Origin of the sequence: Nocardia speluncae NBRC 108251 (assembly GCF_001613245.1) — a bacterium.
Lineage (GTDB): Bacteria > Actinomycetota > Actinomycetes > Mycobacteriales > Mycobacteriaceae > Nocardia > Nocardia speluncae.
In genome coordinates this window covers 181,105-204,627 of record NZ_BDBZ01000012.1, presented here as the reverse complement: position 1 = coordinate 204,627, position 23,523 = coordinate 181,105, and the positions used below count along the sequence as shown (strand labels likewise).

22 protein-coding genes are annotated in these 23,523 nt (G+C 66.1%); all 22 read right to left on the bottom strand.

Translation table 11 applies throughout. The features are described 5' to 3' along the window. Positions 1–312: 312 nt before the first annotated feature. Positions 313–1,572, bottom strand: a complete 1,260-nt coding sequence (gene murA, locus NS6_RS14195) for a UDP-N-acetylglucosamine 1-carboxyvinyltransferase (RefSeq protein WP_068041574.1) — start codon at positions 1,570–1,572, stop codon at positions 313–315. 156 nt (positions 1,573–1,728) lie between these two features. Beyond that, positions 1,729–2,391: a cob(I)yrinic acid a,c-diamide adenosyltransferase gene (locus NS6_RS14190; RefSeq protein ID WP_084471048.1), complete on the bottom strand. Its 663-nt coding sequence runs from the start codon at positions 2,389–2,391 to the stop codon at positions 1,729–1,731. Positions 2,392–2,484: 93 nt separating this feature from the next. Then, complete coding sequence (locus NS6_RS14185) at positions 2,485–2,907, bottom strand: DUF2550 domain-containing protein (protein WP_068041571.1); 423 nt, start codon at positions 2,905–2,907, stop codon at positions 2,485–2,487. Positions 2,908–3,173: 266 nt separating this feature from the next. Further along, positions 3,174–3,551, bottom strand: coding sequence for a F0F1 ATP synthase subunit epsilon (locus tag NS6_RS14180; protein ID WP_068041569.1), 378 nt, complete (start codon positions 3,549–3,551; stop codon positions 3,174–3,176). 6 nt (positions 3,552–3,557) lie between these two features. After that, positions 3,558–5,006, bottom strand: coding sequence for a F0F1 ATP synthase subunit beta (gene atpD, locus NS6_RS14175; protein ID WP_068041566.1), 1,449 nt, complete (start codon positions 5,004–5,006; stop codon positions 3,558–3,560). A gap of 22 nt (positions 5,007–5,028) precedes the next feature. Continuing rightward, a complete protein-coding gene (locus NS6_RS14170; RefSeq protein WP_068041563.1) occupies positions 5,029–6,000 on the bottom strand; it encodes a F0F1 ATP synthase subunit gamma in 972 nt (323 codons plus the stop codon). A 61-nt stretch (positions 6,001–6,061) separates the two neighbouring features. Beyond that, positions 6,062–7,699, bottom strand: a complete 1,638-nt coding sequence (atpA, locus tag NS6_RS14165; RefSeq protein ID WP_068041561.1) for a F0F1 ATP synthase subunit alpha — start codon at positions 7,697–7,699, stop codon at positions 6,062–6,064. A gap of 82 nt (positions 7,700–7,781) precedes the next feature. After that, positions 7,782–8,591 (bottom strand): F0F1 ATP synthase subunit delta, encoded by an 810-nt coding sequence (locus tag NS6_RS14160; protein WP_068041558.1) that lies wholly within the window; start codon positions 8,589–8,591, stop codon positions 7,782–7,784. A 19-nt stretch (positions 8,592–8,610) separates the two neighbouring features. Next, positions 8,611–9,171 carry a F0F1 ATP synthase subunit B gene (locus tag NS6_RS14155; RefSeq protein WP_068041555.1) on the bottom strand — a complete coding sequence of 187 codons (561 nt, stop codon included), beginning with the start codon at positions 9,169–9,171 and terminating at the stop codon, positions 8,611–8,613. A 5-nt stretch (positions 9,172–9,176) separates the two neighbouring features. Continuing rightward, positions 9,177–9,425 (bottom strand): ATP synthase F0 subunit C, encoded by a 249-nt coding sequence (locus NS6_RS14150; protein ID WP_068041553.1) that lies wholly within the window; start codon positions 9,423–9,425, stop codon positions 9,177–9,179. Positions 9,426–9,502: 77 nt separating this feature from the next. Continuing rightward, positions 9,503–10,279 carry a F0F1 ATP synthase subunit A gene (gene atpB / locus NS6_RS14145; protein ID WP_084471047.1) on the bottom strand — a complete coding sequence of 259 codons (777 nt, stop codon included), beginning with the start codon at positions 10,277–10,279 and terminating at the stop codon, positions 9,503–9,505. A gap of 345 nt (positions 10,280–10,624) precedes the next feature. Next, a complete protein-coding gene (locus NS6_RS14140; protein ID WP_068041699.1) occupies positions 10,625–11,092 on the bottom strand; it encodes a Cg1360 family ATP-synthase-associated protein in 468 nt (155 codons plus the stop codon). A 10-nt stretch (positions 11,093–11,102) separates the two neighbouring features. Then, entirely contained in the window at positions 11,103–12,269 is a 1,167-nt protein-coding gene (locus tag NS6_RS14135; RefSeq protein ID WP_068041550.1) for a glycosyltransferase family 4 protein, read from the bottom strand. Positions 12,270–12,321: 52 nt separating this feature from the next. Next, complete coding sequence (locus NS6_RS14130) at positions 12,322–12,987, bottom strand: L-threonylcarbamoyladenylate synthase (RefSeq protein ID WP_068041547.1); 666 nt, start codon at positions 12,985–12,987, stop codon at positions 12,322–12,324. Between the two features lie 209 nt (positions 12,988–13,196). Further along, positions 13,197–14,081 (bottom strand): peptide chain release factor N(5)-glutamine methyltransferase, encoded by an 885-nt coding sequence (prmC, locus tag NS6_RS14125; protein ID WP_174552594.1) that lies wholly within the window; start codon positions 14,079–14,081, stop codon positions 13,197–13,199. Positions 14,082–14,305: 224 nt separating this feature from the next. Beyond that, on the bottom strand, positions 14,306–15,385 hold the full coding sequence (prfA, locus tag NS6_RS14120; RefSeq protein WP_068041541.1) for a peptide chain release factor 1: 1,080 nt from the start codon (positions 15,383–15,385) through the stop codon (positions 14,306–14,308). Between the two features lie 191 nt (positions 15,386–15,576). Further along, positions 15,577–15,810: a 50S ribosomal protein L31 gene (gene rpmE / locus NS6_RS14115; RefSeq protein WP_068041697.1), complete on the bottom strand. Its 234-nt coding sequence runs from the start codon at positions 15,808–15,810 to the stop codon at positions 15,577–15,579. 313 nt (positions 15,811–16,123) lie between these two features. Then, positions 16,124–18,214, bottom strand: a complete 2,091-nt coding sequence (rho, locus tag NS6_RS14110; protein ID WP_068041539.1) for a transcription termination factor Rho — start codon at positions 18,212–18,214, stop codon at positions 16,124–16,126. Positions 18,215–18,528: 314 nt separating this feature from the next. After that, positions 18,529–19,506 carry a homoserine kinase gene (gene thrB / locus NS6_RS14105; protein ID WP_068041534.1) on the bottom strand — a complete coding sequence of 326 codons (978 nt, stop codon included), beginning with the start codon at positions 19,504–19,506 and terminating at the stop codon, positions 18,529–18,531. A gap of 2 nt (positions 19,507–19,508) precedes the next feature. After that, a complete protein-coding gene (gene thrC / locus NS6_RS14100; RefSeq protein ID WP_068041692.1) occupies positions 19,509–20,570 on the bottom strand; it encodes a threonine synthase in 1,062 nt (353 codons plus the stop codon). An 80-nt stretch (positions 20,571–20,650) separates the two neighbouring features. Next, positions 20,651–22,027: a homoserine dehydrogenase gene (locus tag NS6_RS14095; protein ID WP_068041690.1), complete on the bottom strand. Its 1,377-nt coding sequence runs from the start codon at positions 22,025–22,027 to the stop codon at positions 20,651–20,653. 23 nt (positions 22,028–22,050) lie between these two features. After that, on the bottom strand, positions 22,051–23,466 hold the full coding sequence (gene lysA, locus NS6_RS14090; protein WP_068041533.1) for a diaminopimelate decarboxylase: 1,416 nt from the start codon (positions 23,464–23,466) through the stop codon (positions 22,051–22,053). Positions 23,467–23,523 lie beyond the last annotated feature (57 nt).

Below are 23,523 nucleotides of genomic sequence, written 5' to 3'. Positions count from 1 at the left end.
CTTTCTCGCGGCTTTTAAGCCGTTCGATCTGTGAGGCAACTTCTCAAGCTTAGCTCATCCGTTTCCCTGATTGCAAATCGGGGGTTTCGGTCGAACCAGTGTGATTGTCAGGCGCTCCTCGTACAACCTCGTTGTCCCTGGTCCCTCCGGCTCGGCGTTTCCGCCTCGCTCCGGGCCCCTGGTCGGTGTCCGTGTCGCTCTGACTTGGATAAAGTTACGCGGCAACGAATTCGATGTCAAATCGCCTGGTCACAGTGGGTAAATCGCAACATTCGGTTAATACCTGCGTGCACTGTTTCGGCCTGGAAACCCTCATACCACCGAACCCACCCGTTCCACGGCTGCCCCGAGCGCCTGCAGCTTTTCCACGAAGGCCGGATATCCGCGATCGATGTGGAATACGTCGTGGACTTCGGTGACCCCGTCGGCGACCAGCCCGGCCAGAACCAGCCCGGCGCCGGCGCGGATATCGGACGACCACACCGGCGCACTCGACAGCCGCGGAATCCCACGAACCACCGCATGATGCCCATCGGTACGGGCGTCGGAACCCAGGCGGATCATCTCCTCGACGAACCGAAACCGTGCCTCGAACACGTTCTCCGTAATCATCGATGTGCCGTCGGCGATCGCTGCCAGACCGATGGCCATCGGTTGCAGGTCCGTGGGGAAACCGGGAAAAGGCAGAGTCGAGAAGTTCACCGCGCGGGGACGGTCTGCCTGAACCACCCGGAAACCGTCCTGTTCGAACGAAATACGCGCGCCCGCCGAGCGCAGCTTGTCCAGGACCAGCGCGAGATGCTGCGGATTGACTCCGGTGACCCGGACATCGCCCATGGTCATGGCCGCCGCGATACCCCAGGTCGCGGCAACGATGCGGTCGCCGATCACCCGGTGCGTCGTGGGCGAGAGCCGCTTCACGCCCTCGATGGTCAGGACCGAGGTGCCGGCACCTCGGATATGCGCACCCATCTGAGTGAGCATCGTGCACAGGTCGACGATGTCGGGTTCGCGCGCGGCGTTGTCGATCACCGTCTCCCCCTGCGCGAGCACCGCCGCCATCAAGATGTTCTCGGTCGCACCGACCGACGGGAAGTCGAGCCGGATACGTGCGCCCTGCAGTTCGTCGGCGCGGGCCACGACGCATCCGTGCTCGATCTCGCTCGTCGCACCGAGCAAACGCAGACCTGCTTGGTGCATATCGAGGGGGCGGGATCCGATCGCGTCACCACCGGGTAATGCGACCACTGCTCGTCTACACCGCGCCATGAGCGGACCCAGGACACAGACCGACGCACGGAACTGGGTCACCGCCGGGAAATCGGCGTGATATTTGGGCTCAGCGGGAGTATCGATGTTGACGACATCGCCGGCGATCGTGACATCGCAGCCCAAACCGCGCAGGACCTCCGCCATCAAGGGAACGTCCAGAATGTCCGGGCAGTTCGTGATGGTGGTGGTGCCTTCGGTGAGCAGAGCCGCGGCCATCAGTTTCAGGACGCTGTTCTTGGCGCCTCCGACCGAGACCTCACCGACCAGCCGGTTGCCGCCAGTTACCAAAAACCGTTCCATGCCGCCTCTCCGAGTATTCGGCGCACCAGTGGGTGCAAGGATAGAGCGCAGACGTGCGCGCTGGTGTGCCGGTCGCACGATTGCGCCAGGGGGCGGACGCCGGGCTCGACCTGACAGCCTTCCGACACGACCACCGCTGGACGGAACCGGTACGCCTCAGTGTCCCGACGGGCTACCGGACCCCGACGAGGTACCGGAATCCGCTCCCGGCTCGTTACGCCCGGCGGATTCGGCCGGTTCGGTATCCGCGCGCCCGCCGCCGGGCTGCCAGAGCACATCCCCCTCCGGGTTCGTGTACCGGCTGAGGATGAACAGCAGGTCCGACAGCCGATTGAGGTACTTCGCGGGCAGGACGTTCGTATCGTCGGGATGGGCCTGTACCGCCGCCCACGCCGAACGTTCGGCTCGCCGGGTGACCGTGCGGGCCGTGTGCAGTAATGCCCCCAGCGGTGTACCGCCGGGCAGGATGAACGAATGCAGCGGTGCCAGTTCGGCATTGAACTCGTCACACCACGATTCCAGGCGTTCGATATACGCCTCGGTGATGCGCAACGGCGGATACTTCGGGTCCGGCACCAGCGGCGTCGACAGATCGGCGCCGGCGTCGAACAGGTCGTTCTGGATACGGCGCAACACCGCGACCAGCGATGCGCTGGGCGCACCGAGAGCGATCGCCACACCCAGTGCGGCATTGGCCTCGTCGCAATCGGCGTAGGCGACCAAGCGGGGATCGGTCTTGGCGACTCGGGAGAAGTCGCTGAGACCGGTGGTCCCGTCATCGCCGGTTCGGGTGTAGATCCGCGTCAGATGCACGCTCACAGGACCCACCATAAACGCTCACCGCGTCCCGGACCGGGTTACCGATGCTGCGTCTATGTGCCGCCGGACACGGGCTTCGCCCAACCGGGGTGGTCAGTGGCCGCGAAGACGGCGGGCGCGTTCGGAAGGTCGTGACTCGACCCACGACAGAAACGCGGTCAGCGCGGGGCGATCCAACGCCAGTTCGTAATCGCCGTTGCGGTCCGCGACACCGATCACCGAGATCGCGTCGGTCATGATGTCGTACTCGTCACCCTGCGGACCGCGGCGATCGCCGATCTCGATACCGCGTCGCCGGATCACCGAATCCGCACCGAGCTTGAGGCTGGTGAGTTTGTAGAAGACGAGATGATCCTCGTCGTATCGGATGACTCCGTGCCGCCAGCGTTCCCCGGCTCGCGCCGGGAGTACCCGCAGGATGGCAGCCGTCCCTCCACGACGCAGCATAACCAGGCGATATGTGGAAAGAAGGGCCAATGCGACCAGCACTACAACCAGAATGATCGCAATCACCATCCCGGTCTGCAATGCCGCACATCCCTTCGTTCATCCGAGGCGATCGCCGGCTCGGCTCGGCCGATGCGCCCGACGTCATTCAACCACGAACCAGTTTACAAACGGCACGCGGATGTCTCGGAAAATGCGATGTCATCGATCCAGGTGGGACCGGGTGACACCGCCCACGCGATATCGGCGGGCCCGGACGAGAATCGGCTCCGGCCGGTGACGGTTGCCCGTCACCGGCCGGAGCCGAAATATTCCGTTGTCCGGCTTACCGGAGGTCAGGAAGCCGTAGCCTGTTCGACAGCGCGAACCCGGGCCTGCGCGGCCAGCTGGTCCTCCGGCGCAGCCGAACCTTCGGACAGCACCTTACGTGCCGCGTCGATATCGACCTCCGTAGAGAACTCGGCGGTCTCGGCCAGCACACGCACGGTATCCGCCGTAACCGAGAAGAAACCACCGTGCACCGCCGCCACGACCCGGTTGCCGTCGGTATCGACGATGGTCACCGTGCCGCCCTCGACCAACTGCCCCAGTAGGGGCTCGTGACCGGGCATGATGCCGATCTGGCCCTCGGTGGTCTGGGCGCTCACGAAGTTCGCCCGGCCCGACCAGAGCCGCCGCTCGACCGCGACGAGATCAACTGACATTTCCGCCATGAAGGACTACTTTCCGGCGATCTTCTTCGCGGCCGCCTCGACATCGTCGAGACCGCCACAGCTGTTGAACGCCTGCTCCGGGAAGTGGTCGAATTCGCCCTTGCAGACCCGATCGAAATCGTCGATGGTCTGCTCCAGCGGAACGACCGAACCGGGCTGACCGGTGAACTTCTCGGCCACGATGAAGTTCTGGCCGAGGAACTTCTCCAGCCGGCGGGCCCGGCCGACGAGGACCTTGTCCTCTTCGGAGAGCTCGTCCATGCCGAGGATCGCGATGATGTCCTGCAGTTCTTTGTACTTCTGCAGGATCCGCTTGACCTCGTTGGCCACCGCGAAGTGCCGATCGCCGACGATCGAAGCCTCGAGAATACGAGAGGTCGAGGTCAGCGGGTCGACGGCCGGGTAGATACCTTTCTGCGAAATCGGGCGAGAGAGCTCGGTAGTCGCATCCAGGTGGGCGAATGTGGTCGCCGGCGCCGGGTCGGTGTAGTCGTCGGCGGGGACGTAGATCGCCTGCAGCGAGGTGATCGAACGACCACGGGTCGAGGTGATGCGCTCCTGCAGTTCACCCATCTCGTCGGCCAGCGTGGGCTGGTAACCGACAGCGGAGGGCATACGCCCCAACAGGGTCGAAACCTCGGAACCGGCCTGGGTGAACCGGAAGATGTTGTCGACGAACAGCAGCACGTCCTGGTGCTTCACATCACGGAAGTACTCCGCCATGGTCAGCGCCGACAGGGCGACACGCATACGGGTGCCCGGCGGCTCGTCCATCTGACCGAAGACGAGGGCGGTGTCCTGGAGGACACCCATCTCTTCCATTTCCAGGTGTAGATCGGTGCCCTCACGGGTGCGCTCACCGACACCGGCGAACACCGACGTACCGGAGAACTCCCGTGCGATACGGGTGATCATCTCCTGGATCAGGACGGTCTTGCCGACACCGGCACCACCGAACAGACCGATCTTGCCGCCCTTCACGTACGGGGTCAGCAGGTCGAGGACCTTCACACCGGTCTCGAGGATTTCGGTCTTGCCTTCGAGCTGGTCGAAGCTCGGCGGCTTGCGGTGGATCCCCCACTGCTCGCCGTCGCGGCCGAGGCCGGGGCTGTCGAGGCAGTCGCCGAGCGCGTTGAACACGTGCCCCTTGACGACATCACCGACCGGCACCGAGATCGGCTTGCCGGAATCACGGACCTCGGCGCCGCGGACCAGGCCGTCGGTGGGCTGCATCGAGATGGTGCGCACGATGTTGTCACCGAGGTGCTGGGCGACCTCGAGGGTCAACGTCTTGGCCACCGACTTCAGGGTGATATCGGCGGCGAGAGCGTTGAACAGTTCTGGAATGGAGCCCCGCGGGAATTCGACGTCCACGACGGGGCCGATGACGCGGACCACGCGGCCACTGGCGGCGCCGGTCCGGCTCGAGTCTTCTCGAGTAACAGCTGCGGTCATTTCTAGGTTCTCTTCCTGCGTCTCAGTCGCGTTCCGAGCTGGCCGCCAGGGCATTCACGCCACCGACGATTTCGCTGATTTCCTGCGTGATGTTGGCCTGCCGCAACGAGTTGGCCTGCCGGGACAGGGAACTCGCCAATTCGTTGGCGTTGTCGGTGGCCGCCTTCATTGCGGTGCGCCGAGCGGCGTGCTCGGATGCCGCTGCGTCGAGCAACGACGCGTAGATCCGCGTATTGATGTACTTGGGCAGCAGCGCCGCCAGCAGCACATCGGCGTCGGGCTCGAATTCGTACTGCGCGCTTACCTCGGCCGTGGGTGAATCGGACAAAATATCCGCACCCAGGTCGAAGCTCTCGTCGACGAAGGAGATCTGGATCGGCGCCATCCGGCGCACCTCCGGCGTCTGCGACAACATGCTCACGAACCGGGTGTAGACGATATGGAGTTCATCCACGCCCGCGATCGAACCGGTACCGTCCGGTGCCGGAACCTCGCCCGCGGACCCGGCCATGAAGCTGTCGACCAGATGGTTACAGGCCGCCGAGGCATCCGGGTAGTTCGGCTGCTGGGAGAACCCGGTCCATGAGGCAACCGGCCGGCGGTCACGGAAGGTGTAGTACGTCAGGCCCTTGTTGCCCATGACGTAGAGCACCGGTTCCTTGCCCTCTTCGCGCAGAGTGGTCATCAGCTCCTCGGCCCGTTTGAGCACATTGGAGTTGTAACCACCGCACTGGCCGCTGTCGCTGGTGATCACCAGCACCGCGGCACGCTTGGGGTCGGGGCGCTCGGTGAGCAGCGGATGCGTCAAATTCTTCGACGCACCGGCCAGCTCCGCGACCGCCTTGGTGATCTCCTCGGAGTACGGCTTGGCGGCCGTCACCCGAGCCTGGGCCTTGGTGATACGCGAGGTCGCGATCAGTTCCTGGGCCTTGGTGATCTTCTTGATCGAGTTGATTCCACGAATACGGGAGCGCAGCTCGCGCAAGGTAGCCATCGGCGGTTCACACTCCCTTCGTTCGCGGCATTACAGGAAAACAGCGCATGGTTCGCCCGGTCTACTTCTCGACGTGCTTGCGGGTAACCGACAGCGACTCGACCTCTTCATGGGCCAGTTCGCCGGCTTCGGCTTCGTTCACCACGCGACTGCCGTCGGACGCGAGAAAGCCCTGCTTGAACTTGTCGGTGGCCGTCTTGATCTGCTCGGCGGCCTCGTCCTGGAGCACCTTGCCACCGGCGATGCTCGAGAAGGCATCGGCGGCATTGGCGTGCAGGTCCTCGAGCAGTTCGACGTTGAACCGGCGGATATCGGCTACCGGTACCGAATCGTAGTAGCCGGCGTCGACCAGGTAGATCGAGACGATCTGGTCCTCGACCGCGATCGGCGAGTACTGATCCTGCTTGAGTAGCTCGACCCAGCGCGCACCGCGCTCGAGCTGGGCCAGCGATGCGGCGTCCAGGTCGGAGGCGAAGGCGGAGAACGCCTCCAGCTCTCGGTACTGGGCCATTTCCAGACGCAGCGAACCGGCGACCTTCTTCATCCCCTTGGTCTGCGCGGCGCCACCGACGCGGGAGACCGAGGTACCGACGTTGATCGCCGGGCGGACACCCTTGTTGAACAGGTCGGATTCGAGGAAGACCTGACCGTCGGTGATGGAGATGACGTTGGTCGGGATGAAGGCCGAGATGTCGTTGGCCTTGGTCTCGATGATCGGCAGGCCGGTCATCGAACCGCCGCCCATCTCGTCGGAGAGCTTGGCGCAACGCTCGAGCAGACGCGAGTGCAGGTAGAAGACGTCACCCGGGTACGCCTCGCGGCCCGGCGGGCGGCGCAGCAGCAGCGAGATCGCGCGGTAGGCCTCGGCCTGCTTGGTCAGATCGTCGAACACGATCAGGACGTGCTTGCCCTCGTACATCCAGTGCTGGCCGATGGCCGAACCGGTGTAGGGGGCCAGCCACTTGAAGCCCGCGGAATCGGAGGCCGGGGCCGCCACGATGGTGGTGTACTCCAGCGCGCCGTGCTCCTCGAGAGCGGATTTGACGCCCGCGATGGTGGAGCCCTTCTGGCCGATCGCCACGTAGATGCAGCGCACCTGCTTGTCCGGATCGCCCGACTCCCAGTTGGCCTTCTGGTTCAGGATCGTATCGATGCAGACCGCGGTCTTACCGGTCTTGCGGTCGCCGATGATCAGCTGACGCTGGCCCCGGCCGATAGCGGTCAGCGCATCGATGGCGGTCATGCCGGTGGCCATCGGCTCCTCGACCGGCTGCCGCTCCAGCACGGAAGCGGCCTGCAGTTCCAGCACACGCCGGTCGTTGGACTCGATCTCGCCCAGACCGTCGATCGGCTGGCCGAGCGGGTTCACGACGCGGCCGAGGAAGTTATCGCCGACCGGGACCGAGAGCACATCGCCGGTGCGGCGCACCTGCTGGCCCTCTTCGATCTCGGCGAACTCGCCGAGGATGACGGCACCGATTTCGCGGTCCTCGAGGTTCAGCGCCACACCGAGCACGCCACCCGGGAATTCGAGCAGCTCGTTGGCCATGGCCGAAGGCAGGCCGCTGATATGCGCGATGCCGTCACTGGTATCGGTGACAACACCGACTTCCTCGATGGAGGTTTCCGGGGTGTAGCTCTGGGTGTAGCTTTCGATCGCGCTACGGATCTCGTCGGAGGAGATCGTCAGCTCCGCCATGTTCTTCCTGCTCTCGGTCTCTGGTCTGGAATGTCGGGGTGTGGTGCGGCCGGGGCGCCGGGGGTTACCCGGTGGCGTACCGCTAAGTCAGCGCGCGGCGCAGCCGTTCCAGTCGGCCGATCGCACTACCGTCGATCACATCGTCACCGATGCGTACGACGAGCCCGCTCAACAGCCCGGGATCGACTTCGATGTGCACGGTGACGGCCTTGCCGTAGATACGGCCCAGCGCGCCGGCCAGCCGCTCCCGCTGGGGATCGGTGAGCTCGATCGCCGACCGCACATGGGCGACGATCTGCTGCCGCCGGGCCGCGGCCAGATCGGACAGTTCGTCGAAGGCCGGACCGATACCGGAACTCTGCCGAGTCACCACCTGTTCGGCCAGGGCCTGCGTGATGGTCTCGGTCTTGCCGGACAGCAGCCGCCCCAGCAGTTCCCGTTTGGCCGCCGGGGAGGCGGCACGATCGGACAGCGCCCGGTCGAGCTCCGGGTTGTCGTTGATGATCCGGCCGAGCCGGAACAGCTCGTCCTCGACCGCGGTCATCCGGCCCTGTTCGGACGCTGCCTCCAGCAGCGCCAGCTGCCCGAGCAGGACCAGGGTGTCGACCAGGTCGCGGGCACGGGACCAATTCTCGGCCACCGCGGTGGTCAGCACCGCCTGCGTAGCAGCGCTGACCTGGCTCCCGAAGACCCGCTCGCTCAGCTCGGCGCGGGCCGAACCGGGCACCGACACGTCCGCGAGCGCCACACGCAGCGGACGCTGGTCGTCCAGCACGTCGACAACGGCGAACAGTTCGGACCCCGTCGTGGCCGCGACACCGTTACTTCCGGTCAGCGCGGCCCGAAGAGCCTCCTTGGACCGGGAGCTGGCCTCACGGCTTGCTGCGTACATGGTTCTCACGCCTCCGTCGTTACCTTCCGACCCCGATACCGGCATCCGACCGGTCGATCTCATCGAGGAATCGGTCGATCGTCGCGGCCTGCTTGGCCTCGTCCGATACCGACTGCCCGATGACCTTCTCGGCCAGGTCCACCGCGGTGCGGCCGACCTCGGCGCGCAGCTCGGTCAGGATCTGCTGACGCTGGGCTTCCAACTGGGTGTGCCCGGCCGCGACGATACGGTCGCTCTCGGCCTGAGCGTCGACCTTCATCTGGGCGAGGATCTGCTGGCCCTGAGTGCGGGCGTCTTCGCGGATCTTCGCGGCTTCCAGGCGGGCGTCGGCCAGCTGTTTCTGGTACTGCTGCAGCGTCTCCTGGGCCTCGGTCTGTGCCGCCTCCGCCCGTTCGATGCCACCCTCGATCTTGTCGGCGCGCTCGTCCAGCACCTTCATCAGGCGCGGAACGGCGTATTTGTAGACCACGAAGGCGATAATCGCCACGCAGACCGCCGACCAGACGATGTCGTACGTCGCAGGGAGGAGAGGGTTCACATCCTCTCCCTCTTCCGCTGCGAGCAGAATGAACTCGTTCATCGGAATCAGAAGATGAAGCCGGCGACGAGGCCGATCAGTGCCAGGGCTTCGGTGAACGCGATACCCAGGAACATGGTGGTCCGGAGCTGTCCGGCGAGCTCGGGCTGGCGGGCAGTACCCTCGATCGCCTTACCGACGACGATACCGACGCCGATGCCCGGGCCGATCGCAGCCAGGCCGTAGCCGACAGCGCCGAGGCCCTTCAGCGTGGATTCGTTGGTGGCAGCTTCCTGGGCCAAGTACGAGAGGCTCATGAGTCTTCCATTCCCTTTCTGTTGCTCACCCGCCGGTCGGCGCGGTGCAGCAGGTTCTTATCGGTTGATCCGGTCGGTCAGTGATCGTCGGCGTGCTGGGCCAGGCTGATGTACACGGCGGTCAACAGCGCGAACACGTAGGCCTGCAAAACAATGACCAGCAGTTCGAAGAGGGTGAAGGCAAGTCCGCCCAGCAGCGAGAAGGGCGAGAAGATCTTCATCCAGTTGTCCGCGTCGAAGAGGAAGAACTGGGTCGCGCTGAAGAACAGCACCAGCATGATGTGACCGGCGAGCATATTCGCCATGAGTCGGACGGTCAGCGTGAACGGGCGCAGGATGAAGGTCGAGATGAACTCGATCGGAATGAGCAGGACGTGCATGGCCGGCGGAACATTCGGAACGACGATGCTGCTGCGCATATAGGTGAAGAAGCCGTACTTCTTGATGCCCACGTAGTTGAACGCGACATACGCGATCACCGCCAGTACCAGCGGCATGCCGATACGCGCGTTCGACGAGATGTTCAGACCGGGAATCACACCCGAGAAGTTCAGGAACAGAACCGTGAAGAAGACAGTCGCGATAAGCGGGAAGAACTTGCGGCCGGTTTCCTTGCCGAGGATGTCGTCGCAGATCTGTTCCTTGACGAAGACCATCCCCATTTCGCCGATGCTCTGCAATTTCTTCGGCACCAGGCGCGGGCTACGGAAAGCCAGGAACAGGAATGCGACCAGCACGGCGGTCATCAGAAGCCGGACCAGCATGAGCCGATCGAGTTCGATGGGAGTTCCCTCGAACAGCACCGCCGGAGGGAAGAAGTCGGTTAGCGACGGCGCGTGAAACTCCGCGGCCAAGGTGGTGACGCTCAGCGTTCTCTCCCGTGTTCGGGCCGCGGGATGTCTTCGCTCCCGCGGTTCGATCGGACATTGACGATCAATGTGGTCGACTGAGGTCGGCTCGAAGTTCGTCAGCAGCTGTAGCGGGAGATCCGCGCTGGCGTCTGTACGTGTGTCGGCGACATCGTCGACATGCAGAACCGAGCTCTGTACAAGCCCGGCACGGCAGTAGCATAGCGGCAGCTCGTAGTACCTGGTCGGCACCCCTTACTGAGACGCTTGCTTACCAAGACTTTACCAAGAGATCTACGACAACGTGTAGCGGGGGCGATGTTGTCTACGACAGATTGTCGTTGACGCCGGTCAGGCCGTTTCGGAATCGTCGCCGACAGCCTGATCGGGCGCGTCGACGTAGGGAACCTTCTGCCGTAATACGCCGTAAGTCTCAGCGCCCAAGACAATGATCAACGCGCCCACGACGGTCAGGAACAAAGCCATGCGATCGTAGAACTCGAATTGCTGGAGAATCGCGATAACGATCAGTGCGACCAGCAGTTTTCCGACCCAGCTGGCCAGCATCACCATGCCCGCCGTGTTGGGCGGGAGCTTGGCCCCGAACAGCACCACAGCAGCCGTAGTCAGGATGAAACCGCCACCGATCGCGGCGCCGAGCAGCGCACCCCACGCGCCCTCGGCACCGGACGCGAGCGTCGCCACCACAACCGCGAAAATTGTCAGAACAACCCAGGCGATCAGTCCGTACCGCAGTGCCGCCCGCAGCGGGGCATCGGGGTGATAGGAGCTACCGGGACTGGCAGAGCTGGTGGACACAGTCCGCACTCTACCCGGACCCTGTAGCCGACCCTGCCGCGTCCCGTCGCGCCTGCCGGCGCCACAACCCGGGAACAGCGGTCACGACCAGCGCGAACAGGAAGGCCGCGGCCATCAGCACCACCACCACGCGCCGGTCCATCACCGAGGTGCCCACCGCACCGAAAGCAAGGATGCCGACCCATAAATAGATGACCAGCACCACCCGGCGCTGCGAATGACCGATCTGCAACAGCCGGTGATGCAGATGCATCTTGTCCGGCGTCGAGAAGCTGACGCCGGCCCGCACGCGGCGCACGATCGCCAGCAGCAGATCCAGTACCGGGATGAACATCACCGCGCCGACCAGCAGCAGCGGCGAGAGCAGGCCGACGATATCGCGCGGCCCGTACCCCTGTAGCGGGATCCGGCCGGACGCGCTGGTCGATACGGCGGCCAGCACCAATCCGATCAGCATGGACCCCGAATCACCCATGAATATCCGGGCCGGCGAGAAATTGTGAGGCAGGAAACCCAGGCAGGCGCCCGCCATCGCGGCCGCCAGCAGCGCGGGTGGATAACTGTCCACTGCCCCGCCCTGCTCGGTGAGCAGGCCGACCGCGAACGCGAAGACCGCCACCGAGGCGATCAAACCCAGCCCGGCGGCCAATCCGTCCAGGCCGTCCACGAAGTTCATGGCGTTGATCAACGTCACCGCCACCGCGACCGTCACCAGCCCGCCCTGCAGGCCGTCGAGCACGACGGTGGAATTGCTGAACGGGTCGTAGATCAGATACCAGCCCAGCCCCATCACCGCCATCACCCCCGCGGCAGTGACCTGACCGGCGAATTTGGTGAGCGCGTCGAGGCCCCAGCGATCGTCCACGATCCCGACCGCCACGATGATCGTCGCTGCCACCAGCACCGCCGCGATATCAGGACGGTAATCGAAACCGCGGCGCAACGCGGGCAGCTGATGGGCGAACAACACGGCCGCCACCACTCCGATGTACATCCCGACCCCACCCATCCGGGGAATCGGCTTCACATGCACATCGCGGTCACGCGGAATGGCCACCGCACCGAACCCGATGGCCAGTGTCCGGATCCCGCCGGTGGCCAAGAAGGTGACCACCGCCGAGATCATCAGAACCAGCAGGAGTTCGCGCAGCGGGACAACCGCACCGGACCCGGTCATCGCGCCGACCACCCCGTCACCGCGGGTACCGCCTCCGCACAGCTCGCGACACTCACTGCGCGACGGATCCGATCAACGCCTCGGGTGTGGTGGCGAGTACCTCGGCGACGGCCTCGGTGGCCACCGCGCCCGCACGCAATATGCGTGGCTGGTCGCCGGTCAGGTCCACGATGGTCGAGGCAGTGGCGTGCTGTGCCGGGCCGCCATCGAGGTAGACGCCCACCAGAGAGCCGAGCTGGTCACGTGCCTGGGTGACGTTCTCGGCCGCGGGACGACCGGAGGTATTGGCGCTGGACACCGCCAACGGCCCGACCTCTTGCAACAACTCCAGAGCCACCGGATGCAACGGCATTCGCAGCATCACGGTGCCGCGCGCGTCTCCCAGGTCCCATGCCAGCGACGGCGCCTGCTGCACCACGATGCTCAAACCACCCGGCCAGAACGCCCGGATGAGATCGCGCGCCTGCGGCCGCACCGAGAAGACCAGGCCGTCGATGGTGTTCCACGACCCGACCAGCACCGGCACCGGCATATCGCGGCCCCGCCCCTTGGCCGTCAGTAGCGAAGCCACGGCGGCCGAATCGAATGCGTCGGCGGCGAGACCGTAAACCGTATCGGTAGGCACCACGACCAACCGCCCCGATCTCAGAGCACTGGTGGCCGCGGCCAGGCCGGCGGCACGCGAATCGGGGTCTGCGCAGTCGTAGACGGTACTCACGGCAACAATCGTATTGCGCCACTCCCGGCGGCGCCGGTTTCGGCCCCCTCGACCCCACACCGCCAGGGTGTTCACCGGCGAGAAGATGCGGTGCAACCGGAAGCACCCCGGACCGGATGCAGGAAGCACAGGCCGATCTGCCGCGCCAGCCGGCGCCCGGACCATGTGTGTCACTTACAAATGAACCGTCCCGGCGGTTGCCCGTCGGCTCACGTAGGGGACGCCGACGATACGGCAGCTACGAAGCGCGGTTTTCCGGCGAGGTCGGGATGTTCGGCGACTTCCCCGAATCGGCCGTCGGCCGCCAGCAGACGGGTCAGTTCACCACCATTGCTGTCGTCGTGCTCGATCGCCACACCGCCGCCCGGACGCAACAGCCGGCCGATGAGCGGCACCATCGGGCGGATCACATCCAGCCCGTCGGGGCCACCGAACAGTGCGCGGTGCGGATCGTGCTCCGCCACCTCGGGTGACAACTCCGCGCCTTCGGGGATATAGGGCGGATTGGTGACGACGATATCCACCCGGCCGTCCAGCTCGGTGAGCAAACCGGGGTCGGTGACATCGGCATGGTGCAGGGTGATCGGCGTATCACCAGCCGCGCTGTGCAGCTCGGCGTTACGGCGGGCCCAGCGCAAGGCGCCCGGGTCCAGCTCCACCGCATGCACTTCGGCGTCCGGGCGGGCGTGTGCGATAGCCAGCGCCAGGGCGCCCGAGCCTGTGCACAGATCCACCACGATCGGAGTGTGATCATGGGGGACCGTCTCCAGCCGGGCCAGCGCCCAGGCGAACAGCAACTCTGTTTCCGGCCGGGGTACGAAGACCCCGGGCCCCACCTCGAGATCGATCTCACCCATGGACGATTGCCCCGTCAGATGCTGCAGCGGTATGCGCTCGGCGCGGCGAGCGACCAGTGCCCGGTAGGTGTCGAGCTGTTCGGGACCGATCAGCGGCGCAAGCAGCAACCGTCCGCGTTCCAGCCCCAGCACATGCGCAGCGAGATTTTCGGCGTCGGCGCGTGGGCTCGCCACGCCGGCCGTCCGGAGGGTTTCGATCGCCTCGACGAGCACGGGGCGCAACTGCACACGGGTCACGGTGTTATTTTGCGCGCCTCCGCGCGATAAGCCCATTCGGCAACGGCTCCCGAGTCGATCCGGCGGACCGTTCGCTGTCGCTGCAACGCGACCGGCAGGCACGCCGGCGGCGAAAGCCGAACGAGCCGACTCGATCGGCCGGGGCACCGGACGGGGCCGACGGCCCTGGCTCCGTATAGCCATATAGTGCCCCGCACAGGCGGCCGTTCCTGGGCTCGGGTGAGCTATTCGGCTGCCATCCGGGCGTTGCGATCGGCGGCGCCGAGGGCGTCCAGGAGGGCGTCCATATCGCCGTTGAGCACCGCATCGAGGTTGTGCGCCTTGTAACCGATGCGGTGGTCGGCGATGCGGTTCTCCGGGAAGTTGTAGGTGCGGATCCGCTCCGAACGATCGACGGTGCGGATCTGACTCGCGCGGCCCTCGGCTGCTTCCTGCTCGGCCTGCTCTTCGGCCAGGGCCTGGAGCCGGGCGCCCAGAACCTGCATGGCGCGGGCCTTGTTCTGGAGCTGGGAACGTTCGTTCTGGCAGGTGACGACAATCCCGGTAGGCAGGTGGGTGATACGGACCGCCGAATCGGTGGTGTTCACGCCCTGGCCGCCTTTACCGGACGAGCGATAGACGTCGATACGCAGATCGTTCTCGTCGATCTGCACCTCTTCCACCTCGTCGGGCTCGGGATAGATGAACACTCCGGCCGCCGACGTGTGCACCCGGCCCTGCGATTCGGTCACCGGGACCCGCTGAACCCGGTGCACTCCGCCCTCGAATTTGAACCGCGACCACACCCCGTCGCGTGCGGCATCGCGGCTCTTGATCGACAGCGTCGCTTCTTTGTAGCCGCCCAGATCGGAGAACGCCGCGTCGAGGACCTCCACCTTCCAGCCGCGGCGTTCGGCATAGCGGATGTACATGCGGGCGAGGTCGGCGGCGAACAGCGCCGATTCCTCGCCGCCCTCACCGGATTTCACCTCCAGCACCACGTCGTCACCGTCGTGCGGATCGCGCGGCGCCAGCAGATCGGCGAGCTGGTTCTCCAGCTCCTCGAGCTGTTCCTCCAGCCCGGGCACCTCCGCCGCGAACGCCGGATCATCGGCGGCCAGTTCCCGCGCCGCCTCCAGATCATCGCGGGTGGCGGCGAGTTTCTTGTACGTGGTCATCACCGGCGCGAGTTCGGCGAATCGCTTCCCCACCCGCCGGGCCGCTCCCGGGTCGTTGTGCAGGGCGGGATCCGCCAGCTGGGACTCCAGCCCGGCATGCTCGGCCAGCACATCGTCGATCGCCGACGGTGCGGTCTTCTCGGCCATACAGGTCTCCTACCACGCAACTGATTCCGACGGGGCACAGCAAAGCTTCGGGATTTCGACATTCACCGAACCGACGTGCCCAAAGGTGATGCCTAGTTCAGCGAGGCCCTGAAACCCGCGGCGCCGCAGGCGCCGCAAATAAACACAGCGCCCGGCCTGCGAAAGGGCAGGACCGGGCGCTGGTGGGAAAGCTACTTGGCGTCGGCGTCGGCTTTCTTCGCGCGCTTGCCGTAGCGGGCCTCGAAGCGGGCCACACGACCACCGGTGTCCAGGATCTTCTGCTTGCCGGTGTAGAACGGGTGGCACTGCGAGCAGACCTCGACGGTGATGTGCCCGGATTCCTTGGTGGAGCGGGTCTGGAACGTATTACCGCAACCGCAGACGACAGTGGTGTCGCCGTAGGCCGGGTGGATTCCTGCCTTCATGGATGTCCTCTCGATATTGGTCGCCGGGTCGTTCGCATATTTCGCCGAACGTGAACCGGAACCGACTAAGGCGGGAGTCTGCGCGATTCGCAGACGCACGGCAGTCGATTATGCCAGAACCACCGATGCCTGCTGAAACGCGCCTCCCCGGGCATTTGTTCCGCAGGCCGACGCTTGCGCACCCCGCGAAACGACCCGTGGGCCGACCTTGTCGAAGGTCGGCCCACGGTGCCTGTTCAGCGAGGCCCTCGAAGAGTTCGGCCCGTCCTGGCGTGAGCCGAGAAGACCGGACTCCGCGCGCCGGAAACGCTGCTTACTCGTCCAGGGCTCCCGGAGCAGTCTTGGAGACCTGCATCAGGAATTCCAGGTTGTTCTTGCTCTTCTTCAACCGGTCGATCAGCAGATCGATGGCCTGATGCGAATCCAGGCCGGACAGGACACGGCGCAGCTTGTGCAGGACCGCGGCCTCGTCGACGTTGAGCAGCAGCTCGTCCTTACGCGTACCGGACGGGTTGACGTCCACCGCGGGGAACACGCGCCGCTCGGCGATCTTGCGGTCGAGTTTGAGCTCGGCGTTACCGGTGCCCTTGAACTCCTCGAAGATCACCGTGTCGCCTGTCGAACCGGTCTCCACCATGGCGGTGGCGATGATCGTCAGCGAGCCGCCGTTCTCGATATTGCGCGCCGCGCCGAGGAACCGCTTCGGCGGGTACAGCGCGGTGGAATCGACACCACCGGACAGGATGCGTCCGGAGGCCGGCGAGGAGTTGTTGTACGCACGGCCCAGGCGGGTGATCGAGTCGAGCAGGACCACCACATCCTTACCCATTTCGACCAGGCGCTTGGCCCGTTCGATGGCCAGTTCGGCGACCGAGGTGTGATCCAACGGCGGCCGGTCGAAGGTGGAGGCGATGACCTCACCCTTCACCGAACGCTGCATATCGGTGACCTCTTCAGGACGTTCGTCGACCAGCACAACCATGAGATAGCACTCGGGGTTGTTGATCGCGATCGCGTTGGCGATGTCCTGCATGATCGTGGTCTTACCCGCCTTCGGCGGCGACACGATCAGGGCACGCTGCCCCTTACCGATCGGCATGATCAGGTCGATGACCCGGGTGGTCAGCTTGTTCGGCGTGGTTTCCAGGCGCAGCCGCTGATTGGGGTACAGCGGGGTGAGCTTGTTGAAATCGGGCCGCCGTTTCGCCGAATCCACCTCGGCGCCGTTGACCGTGTCCAGGCGCACCAGCGGATCGAACTTCTGCCGCTGATTGGCCTGTTCGCCCTCACGCGGGGCACGCACCGCACCGGTGATCGCGTCACCGCGGCGCAGGCCGTTCTTGCGGACGAGGTTCATCGAGACGTAGACATCGTTCGGCCCGGCCAGGTAGCCGGAGGTACGCACGAACGCGTAGTTGTCCAGGACATCGAGGATGCCGGCGACCGGCTGCAGAACGTCGTCTTCCCGGATCTCGGGCTCGCGGGCCTCGCCGCCGCCCTCGCGGTCGCGGCCGCGGCGGCGCTCACGGAACCGGCGACCCCGGCGGCCGCGGCCGCCTTCTTCGTCGTCGCCGCCACGATTACTGTCGCCGCCACGATTACCACCGGAGCCACGCTGATCGCCGGAGCCACGCTGATCGCCCTGGTTCTGCTGACCACCCTGGTTCCGGTCACGCCGGCGGTCGCCCTGGTCGGAGTCCTTGCTGTCCTGTTTGGACTCGGGCTTGCCGCCGTCGGACTTGGCGTCGTCGGTACGCGCCTCGCCGGAATCGCCGGAGTTCTTGCCCTGCTGATCACGACCGCGACGCTGCCGGCCGCGGCCACGCTGGCCGGAATCCCGGCCCGTGTCCTCGGTATCGGCGGGTTTGGTCTCGGGCTTCGCGTCGGCTTTGGTATCCCCCGAGGCGGCGCCTCCGGAGCCGGCCTTCGAAGCGTCGGCCTTTCCGGCCTCCGCGGTGCCGTTGGCAGTCGCCGCACCGTTGGTGACGGCCTGCTTCTCGGCGCCCTTGGCATCACCGGACGCGTTATCGGCGCCGGTGGAGGCGCGATCGGGCGCAGCCTGCGCGGGCGTCTCGGCCGGAGCCGTGGTGACGGCCGCGGGCTCCGCGGACTTACGTTCCTTGGCAGCCTTCGCGCGGGAGTTGCGCTCCGCGGCGGCGGGTCTGCCTGCCTGATTTTCCTTGATAGCAGCGATGAGATCACCCTTGCGCATACCAGAGGTGCCCCGAATTCCGAGTTCCCCTGCCAGTGCGCGCAACTGCGGCAACAACATTCCAGTCAGCCCCGATCCGATGTCGGTGTTCTCGCTCATCTTCGAAATCTGTCCGGAGTCACTTTCGCGGTTGCCCGAGGGTACGGAGTCGGATTCCACCCCGGGTGTCGCGAGCAGGTCCGTATCTGTCACGGAGATCCTTTCCTTCCCTCGACGGCCGTGTGCTGTGTCGAGGGTTTCGTTCCGTAGCCCGATCTCGCTGCCGGACTCGGATTTGTAGCCGCATCGCCTGCCCCTCCGGGACCGAGTGCTTCGCCACCGCTGAAAAATGGTGGAAGAGATCATTCCAGTTCAGAGGCTGCGCGGCACCCCCATGGCATGGAGGCTCGAGCCTGGAGCCTGCTGGAGCGATTGCCCTGATGAAGCACCGGCGTCTGATGCGCGCGATGTACGGACTTGCCCAGGATAGCGGGCAACTACGAACCTCGGCAAGGCGGACGCGCCCGTCAGGCGATCCGGACGCCTTCCGCGAGGCCCGGCTCGACCACCCGCAGGCCGTCCGCCGCGGCACGCGCACGCAGTTCGTCGGGAAAACCGCTGGTCCCGAGTGCGAGCACCGTGGGGCCGGCGCCCGAAACGGTAGCCGCGATTCCGGCGGCCCGCAAGCGGTCGATCCAGGCGGTTGTGAGCGGCAGGGCGGGTGCGCGCTGGATTTGGTGCAACCGGTCCGCGGTGGCCGGGAGCAGCAGATCGGGACGCTGGGTGAGCGCGACCACCGCCAGCGCGGCCCGGCTCACGTTGAACGCGGCGTCGCGGTGCGGGATCAGCTCGGGCAGCAGGCCCCGGGTCTGCGCAGTGGACGAGCGCTCGTCAGGGACCAGAACGACCGGTCGCAGGCCGGCGTGCCCGTCGAGGCGTACTGCACGGTAGATCCGCTGCGGCGCAGCGATATCACCGATGGCCTCGGGGCCCGGCCCGGTTTCGGTCCAGGAAACGATGATACCGCCGAGCACGCTGGCCGCCGCATTATCGGGATGTCCCTCGAATTCGGCGGCGAGCTGCACCATCCGGTCGGCGTCGACGGCCAGGGCGGGGTCGAATTCGGCGGCCAGTGCACAGCCCGCGGCGATACCCCCGACGACGGCCGCCGCTGAGGAACCCAGCCCGCGGGAGTGCGGAATCGCGTTCCGGCACAGCACCTCCAGGCCGTCGGCCCAGACCCCGGCCGCTTCCAGCCCGCGTTCGATGGCCCGGACCACCAGATGTTGTGGCCCCCAAGGCACCTCGTCGGCGCCCTCGCCCTCGACCCGGATATCCAGCCCGGAATCGGTACTGCGCACCTCGATCTCGTCGTGGATACCCAGCGCCATCCCGAGCGAATCGAAACCGGGACCGAGATTCGCGCTGGACGCGGGGACCCGGACCGTGACGGTGAGCCCGGCCGGCAGGGTGGGAGCGGTGAGCCGGCTCTCGCGCGTATCCAAGATCAGGCCAGCTCGAGTCGGGTGGCGACAGCCACCGGGTCGACCGGGATGGCCTGGACTTCGGGCATACCGAGCAGCGCGGTATCGGGATCCTTGAGACCGTTACCGGTGACCGTGCAGACCACCTTCAGCCCCGGCTCGAGCCAGCCCTCGGCGCGGGCGGCCAGCACTCCGGCCACACTTGCCGCGGAGGCCGGTTCTACGAATACGCCTTCCTTCGCCGCGACCAGCCGGTATGCCTCCAGAATCTCGTCGTCGGTGGCCGCGCGGAACGCGCCCCCGGACTCCTCCTTGGCCGCGACCGCACCGTTCCACGAGGCGGGTGCGCCGATCCGGATCGCGGTCGCGATGGTTTCCGGTTCCTTGACCGGAGCACCGTTGACCAGCGGCGCCGCACCGGCGGCCTGGACACCCAGCATTCGCGGCAGCGAACCCGTCACACCGTCGGCGTGATATTCGCGGTAGCCGCGCCAGTAGGCGGTGATATTGCCGGCGTTACCCACCGGCAGCGCATGCACATCGGGAGCGGTGCCGAGCACATCGCAGATTTCGAACGAGGCGGTTTTCTGGCCCTCGATCCGTGCCGGATTCACCGAGTTGACCAGCCCGATCGACGGGAAATCCGAGGTGACCTTACGGGCCAGCTCCAGGCAGTCGTCGAAATTGCCCTCGACCTGGATCACCTTGGCGCCGAGCATCACGGCCTGGGCGAGTTTGCCCATGGCGATCTTGCCCTGCGGGATGAGCACCGCGCAGGTCATCCCGGCGCGGGTCGCGTAGGCGGCGGCCGAGGCCGAGGTGTTGCCGGTGGAAGCACACAGCACCGCCTGCTGACCCCGGTATTTGGCATCGGTCATCGCCATGGTCATGCCCCGGTCCTTGAACGAACCGGTCGGGTTGACGCCCTCGACCTTGAGGTATACCTCGCACCCGGTGAGTTCGGACAGATACGGGGCGGGCACCAGCGGCGTACCACCCTCGAACAGGGTGACCGGCTCCCAATCGGCCGCACCCGCGAGCCGATCCCGGTAGGCAGCGATCAGCCCGGGCCAGCGGGAGTGCACGCCGGTCTGCGGGGCCACGCCGGAAGGCCCGCCCGCCGCCCGGCCGGCGCCGCTCACCGAACCGCTGCGCGATGCTGTTGTCATTCTTCGGTGCCTTCCAATCTCAGAACGCTGGTGACAGATGTGACAGATTCCATACCCGCGAGGGCGGCCACGGTTTCGGCCAGCGCCGACTCCGTCGCCAGGTGGGTGACGACGACGAGCCGTGCCCGGTCATCGTGCCCTTCCTGCCGGACGGTGGAAATACTGACCCCGTGCTCGGCGAATTTACCCGCCACCCGGGCCAGCACACCGGGACGGTCCTCGACTTTCAGATTCACGTGGTAGCGGGTGGGTGTATCGCCCATCGGCGCGATCGGCAGCGCCGCGTACACCGATTCACCGGGAGCGCGGCCGCCGAAGAATTTGTTACGCGCGGCCATCACCAGATCACCCAGAACCGCAGAGGCGGTGGGTGCACCGCCGGCGCCCTGGCCGTAGAACATCAACCGGCCGGCATTCTCTGCCTCCACGACCACCGCGTTGAACGCCCCGCTGACCGTGGCCAGCGGATGCTTGCGCGGTATCAGCGCCGGATACACCCGCACCGAGACCCGTTCCTTACCGCCCTCGGCCGGCCCCGGCTCCCCCGGACCCGCCGGAACCCGCTCGCAGATCGCGAGCAGTTTCACAGCGCAGTTCACCGCGGAGGCGGTTTCCAGATCCTCGGACGTGATCGTCGAGATGCCCTGCCGGAAAACATCGGCGGCCGTCACCCGGGTATGGAAGGCGAGGGAGGCGAGGATGGCGGCCTTGGCGGCAGCGTCGTAGCCCTCGACATCGGCGGTCGGATCCGCTTCGGCGTAACCGAGCCGGGTGGCTTCGGCGAGGGTCTCGCCGTAATCCGCGCCGGTTTCGTCCATCGCCGACAGAATGAAGTTGGTGGTGCCGTTGACGATGCCGACCACCCGATTGACCCTGTCACCGGACAGCGACTGGATCAGCGGCCGCACCACCGGGATCGCCCCGGCCACCGCGGCCTCGAAGTAGAGATCGGCGCGGCTGCGTTCGGCCGCGGCCGCCAGCTCCCCGGTGTAATCGGCCAGCAGCGCCTTGTTGGCGGTGACCACGGATTTACCGGCGTTGAGCGCGGCCAGGATGAGCGCTCGCGCCGGGTCGATACCGCCGATGACCTCGACCACCACGTCCACATCGGGCCTGGCGACCAGGCCCTCGGCATCCGTGGTCAGCAGTTCGGCGGGCAGGCCGCGGTCCCGGTCGAGGTTGCGCACCGCGACCCCGCGCAGGGTCACCGGTGCGCCGACCCTGGCTTGCAGATCCTCGGCGTGCTCGCGCAGAATCCGCACGACCTCGCTGCCCACATTGCCCATACCCAGTACCGCGACCCCGATGGGCCGATCCGGACCCCACTGGCCCGGTACGACATCGTTCACCGCGGGCACGCTCACCTCGGGCATATTCATCCCTTTCGTCGCGTCCATCAGACCTCCAGACCGAGCAGATCGTCGATCGTTTCCCGGCGCAGGATCAGCCGCGCCGTACCGTCTGCGACGGCGACGACAGCGGGTCTGGTCAGCATGTTGTACCGGCTCGACATGGAATAGCAGTAGGCGCCCGTTCCGGCCACGGCAACGAGGTCGCCGGGCCCGGCATCGGCGGGGAGCCAGGTGTCACGGATAATGATATCGCCGCTCTCGCAGTGCTTTCCGACGATGCGGGCGACCACCGGCTCGGCCTGCGAACCCCGCGAGACGAGCTGGCAGTGGTAATCGGCCTGGTACAGCGCGGGCCGGATGTTATCGCTCATCCCGCCGTCTACGCTGACGTAGCGGCGGCGCAGGCCACCGTCCAGGGATACATCCTTGATGGTGCCGATCTCGTACAGGGTCACCGTGCCCGGTCCGGCGATCGCCCGGCCCGGTTCGACCGCGATCCGCGGGACAGGCAACCCGGCCAGTTCGGCCTCCCGCGCCACCAGGACACGTAGTTTATCGGCGAAAGTGTCCAGCGGCGGCGGAGCATCGGAGGGCAGGTAGGAAATCCCGAGCCCACCACCGAGGTCCAGCAGCGATATCTGCGCGGTGCGTTCGACACCGAATTTGTCGACGGCTTCACGAAGCAGCCCGAGCATCCGGTGCGCCGCGATTTCGAAACCGTCGATTTCGAAGATCTGCGAGCCGATGTGGCTGTGCAGGCCGACCAGGCGCAGGTTGTCGGCTTCGAAAACCCGGGCCAACGCCTCCATGGCGTCACCGCCGGAAATAGAGAAACCGAATTTCTGGTCCTCGTGGGCGGTGGAAATGTATTCGTGGGTATGTGCCTCGACCCCGACGGTGACGCGGACCAGCACATTCTGCACCACCCCCGCCGCGCCGGCGACGGCTTCCAGCCGGTCGATCTCGAACAGCGAATCGACCACTACATGGCCGACCCCCGCCGCGACGGCGGCCTCGAGTTCGGGGACGGATTTGTTGTTGCCGTGCACCGCGATACGTGCGGCGGGGAAACCGGCGTTCAGCGCGACCGCCAGTTCACCACCGGAAGCCACGTCCAGCGACAATCCTTCGTCGCGGACCCATCGCGCCACCTCGCCGCACAGAAAAGCCTTGGAGGCGTAATGAACTCGCGACTCCGCACCGAAGGCGCGCACCATATCGCGGCAACGGGACCGGAAATCGTCCTCGTCCACCACGAACAGCGGGGTGCCGAACTGCGTGGCGAGTTCGGTGACGGGTATGCCGCCGAGGCGCACGACATCGTCGGTGTCGCGGGTGGCGCCGCGCGGCCACACATTCTCGGGCAGATCGATCATCTCGCGCGGATCCGCCGGGCGCTGCGGCAGATTCGGCGCGTGCGGGATATCGGCGTGCCGAGGTCCGGCCGGATGGACACTCATCGGTCTCCCTTCCTCACCCACTGCCGGAACAGTCGGTCGTTGCGATGGTGGGTGGTG